Annotated in this window: 5 protein-coding genes; 3 read left to right on the forward strand and 2 right to left on the reverse strand. The window is 68.0% G+C overall.

From position 1 onward, the window contains the following. The first annotated feature begins 91 nt into the window (after positions 1-91). From ACFTZL_RS42485 to ACFTZL_RS42495, 3 genes are all read left to right on the forward strand, one after another. On the forward strand, positions 92-457 hold the full coding sequence (locus tag ACFTZL_RS42485) for a PH domain-containing protein (protein WP_382491931.1): 366 nt from the start codon (positions 92-94) through the stop codon (positions 455-457). 72 nt (positions 458-529) lie between these two features. Continuing rightward, entirely contained in the window at positions 530-748 is a 219-nt protein-coding gene (locus ACFTZL_RS42490) for a type II toxin-antitoxin system VapB family antitoxin (RefSeq protein WP_149823560.1), read from the forward strand. Next, positions 745-1,155: a PIN domain nuclease gene (locus tag ACFTZL_RS42495; protein WP_382595252.1), complete on the forward strand. Its 411-nt coding sequence runs from the start codon at positions 745-747 to the stop codon at positions 1,153-1,155. Before ACFTZL_RS42490 ends, ACFTZL_RS42495 begins: the two co-directional genes overlap by 4 nt. Positions 1,156-1,214: 59 nt before the next feature. Here ACFTZL_RS42495 and ACFTZL_RS42500 read toward each other — a convergent pair whose 3' ends face one another. Together ACFTZL_RS42500 and ACFTZL_RS42505 are read right to left on the reverse strand one after the other, a co-directional pair. After that, positions 1,215-2,558 (reverse strand): MFS transporter, encoded by a 1,344-nt coding sequence (locus ACFTZL_RS42500; protein WP_382595255.1) that lies wholly within the window; start codon positions 2,556-2,558, stop codon positions 1,215-1,217. 163 nt (positions 2,559-2,721) lie between these two features. Further along, positions 2,722-3,693, reverse strand: coding sequence for an intradiol ring-cleavage dioxygenase (locus ACFTZL_RS42505; protein ID WP_382595258.1), 972 nt, complete (start codon positions 3,691-3,693; stop codon positions 2,722-2,724). Positions 3,694-3,766 lie beyond the last annotated feature (73 nt).

Raw genomic sequence — 3,766 nt, forward strand, 5'->3', positions numbered from 1 at the left:
GGAGAACGAGAACCTTCTCCCGGGCCCCGCGCTTTGCGAAGATCGCACGAGGACGGCCACCAGGCCGCCGCCACTCACCACGGGGGTTTCCATGGCACTCTTCGGCAACGCGCACACCGTAGACCCGGCATCGGCCCAGCAGGACTACGCCCGCCTCCTCGGCCACGGCGAACAGGTCCACGCCGCGTTCCTCCTCATCCGCGACACCATCCTCTTCACCGACCGCCGCCTGATCCTGATCGACAAACAGGGCATCACCGGCAAGAAGGTCGAATACCACTCCGTCCCCTACCGCAGCATCACCCACTTCGCGGTGGAAACGGCCGGCACCTTCGACCTGGACGCCGAACTCAAGATCTGGCTCTCCGGCTCCCAGCTCCCGATCCAGAAGACCTTCACCAAGGGCGTCGACATCTACGAGGTCCAGGCGATCCTGACCCAGTTCGTGGCGCGCTAGCCCGCCTGCCCCGCGGACCCGCTTGATATATTGGGCAGAGCTATATATCAAACAGGTCTCGCGGGAGGTCGCATGTCCAGGACGCTGGTCGACATCGACGACGACATGCTGGCCTTCGCCCAGCAGCAGCTCGGAACCAAGACGAAGCGGGACACCATCAACCGCGCGCTGACGATAGCGGCAGCGATCAGCGCGGACGACCGGGCCCGGGCACTGCGCTGGCTCCAGGAGAACGCGGACGCGTTCCTCGACTTCGACGTCCTCGAAGAACGGGAGCGCTCGGGGTTGTGACCTACCTCGCCGACACTTCCGCCGTCTGGCGGCTGCTGCGCCGCCAGGTCGGCGCCCCTTGGCCCGACCGCGTGGCGCGCGGCCTCGTCGCCATCTGCCCACCGGTCGAGGCCGAGCTGATGCCCGGTCTTCGAGCAGACCGCGACTACGAGCCGTTCTTCACCATGCTCGGCCAGACCTTCGGCTGGGTTCCCGCCCTCGACGACCCGTGGCCGAAGATCATCGCGGTACAGAGAGACCTGGTGAGCATCGGGCATCACCGCGGGCCTTCGCCCATCGACATCCTGATCGCGCTCACCGCCGAACACCACCGCCTGACCGTCCTCCACATGGACGACGACTTCGCCGCCATCGCGAAGGTCCGGCCCGACCTGTCGATGGTCCGGGCACAGCCGCAGACGGACTGACCCGGATCAAGAAGGCGCCCGGGGATATCCACACCCCGGGCGCCTCCACGTCTCAGCACTCAACCCACGGCCGCCTCGCCCTTCACCCCCGTGCGGCCACCCGCGCCCGCCTGCGGCCCCCGGTTGGTGTGCCGTACGAACGCCACCCCCAGCACCGCCAGGATCGACGCCGCCGAGAGTGTGTAGAGGCCGCCGTTCGTGCTGCCCGTCGTGTCCTTCAGGTAGCCGAACAACGTCGGCGACACGAAACCGCCCAAGTTGCCGATCGAGTTGACCAGGGCCAACCCCGGCGCGGCGATCTTCAGGTCGAGGCCCGACTGGGCCATCGGCCAGAACAGCGTGGCCGCGCACTTGCCGCCGACCGCGGCCAGCGTGAGGGCGACGAGGCCGAACCAGGGCGAGCCGAGGGTGGCGAGGAACGTGCCGATGGCGGACAGGACCAGGGCGATCGCCAGGTAGGGACGGCGATCCGGCGCCCGGTCGGTGAAGTGGCTCATCGTGTACATCGCGATCACCGCACAGACCCAGGGGATCGCCGACAGCAGGCCGATCTGGAAGGGCGACAGCCCGCCGATCTCCTCGACCAGGCTCGGCAGCCAGAAGGTGATCGCGTACCCGGTGAGGGCCATCGCGAAGAACACCGCGGTCAGGACGGCGACCTGCGGGTGGAAGAGCAGCTTCATCCGCGACACCGAGGGCGCACGGTCCCGCGCCTCCTTGTCCCGGGCCACCGCATCGCTCAGCGCGTCCTTCTCCTCCTGCGTGAGCCACTTGGCGTCCTGGATCCGGGAGACGAGGAAGAACCCGGCGATGAAGCCGACCAGGATCGAGAAGGCTCCCTCCAGCGCGAACATCCAGCGCCAGCCCGCGATGCCGCCCGCGCCGTGCAGCTCCAGCAGCGCGCCCGTGATCGGGCCCGTCACGATGTACGCGGTCGCCGAGCCGCCCAGGAAGATCGCACTGGCCCGGCCCCGGCTGGAGTCCGGCAGCCACTGGGTGAAGTACAGGAGCACACCGGGGAAGAAGCCGGCCTCCGCGACACCGAGCAGGAACCGCAGCGAGTAGAACATCCACACGTTGTGGATGAAGCACATCGCCACGATCACCGCGCCCCAGGTGATCATGATCCGGGTCAGCCAGACCCGGGCGCCGAGCCGCTCCAGGAGCATGTTGCTCGGCACTTCGAACAGGGCGTACCCGATGAAGAACAGGCCCGCTCCGAGGCCGTAGGCGGTGGCGCTGACTCCGACGTCGGCCCGCAGTTCGTTCTGGACGAAGCCCACGTTCGTCCGGTCCATCTGGTTGACCAGCAGCATCAGAACCAGGATCGGCAGCATGCGGCGCAGGAACTTGCTCACCGCTCGCTGCTCGACCTCAGGTATGGCGGTCGCGGCTTCTGACATCGTTGTCTCCCTCGATGTGCACATACGTGAACAGCAATCACGTACGCGTTCTCGAAGGGACCTTATGGAGGCCCGCCTTCCGGGTCAACGGATTGAGCAGAAGTACATATATGTGAATGTGGGGCGGACGGCATGTAGACGTCCGCCCCACGCACTCCGTCCGTCAGCTCGAGGAAGCCGACGCCGACGCCGATGCCGACGCGCCCGGCTGGACCGCGTCATCCGTGCCGTCGTGCGTCACCTCGGGGTCCACGCCCATGGTGAGGGTGGCGACGACGCCCTTCGCGATGGCGTTCTTCTTGTACTTGAGCTTCAGCAGCCCGCCCTCGGTCCCGTTGCCGGGGTAGATGGTGTCCTCGTCGAGGGTGGTGCGGGTCGTGGTGTTGGTGGAGTACGGCTCGGCCTCGGCGGAGGCCAGCACGGACTCCTCGTCGAAGAAGAGCTGGCCGGTGTGGCAGGTGGTGCCGCCCTCGTAACCGGCGTCGGTCCAGGTGCCGTTGACGTGCACCTTGGTGTGGATGTGCACACAGCGGCCCTGGTACCAGCCGGGGAAGACCGTACGGAACTCGACGAAGCCGCGCTTGTCCGTGCGCCAGGTGCCGCGCAGATAGCGCTCGTCGTCGGTGGGCTCCTGGTGGCCCCCGCCTCCGCCGCCGCCGTCCGGAGGCGGCCCCGTGGGCGTGCCGGTCGGCGTACCGGAGGGCGGCGTACCGCCACCGCCCCCGCCGCCGCTGCCCATGTCCTCGTAACCCGAGTACACGCCCAGCGCGTTGCAGTGCCAGATGTCGACGGCGGCGTTCGCGAGGGGCTTGCAGGTCTCGGAGTCGATCACCTTGAGGCGCAGGGTGAGCGGGATGCCCTCCTGGTCCTCGGTGACGTCCCGGCGGAGCTTGTCCGCGTCGATGTAGTAGGGGCCCTCGGTCGTCTCGGAGGTCAGCTTGTAGCAGACCTCGCCGGCACTCCCGGCGGCCTTCGTCCCCTTGGCGGCCTTCGGCTCCTCCCCGGCGAACGCACCCGCCGCGAACGTACCGCCGACGCCCGCCGCCACCACCGCACCGGCGCCCGCGGCGACGACCTTGCGGCGTGTCAGATCCCGTTTGTGTTTCGGCCCGTGGGCCGTTTCCTGTCCCGTCATGGGAAGGGAAGCTAGGGAGCGCGTCTGTCAGGAGCCTGGGTAAGAGCTGGGTAAATGCCCTGGGTGCGAAAGT

It is taken from the genome of Streptomyces sp. NPDC056948 (assembly GCF_042674225.1).
Lineage (GTDB): Bacteria > Actinomycetota > Actinomycetes > Streptomycetales > Streptomycetaceae > Streptomyces > Streptomyces purpurascens.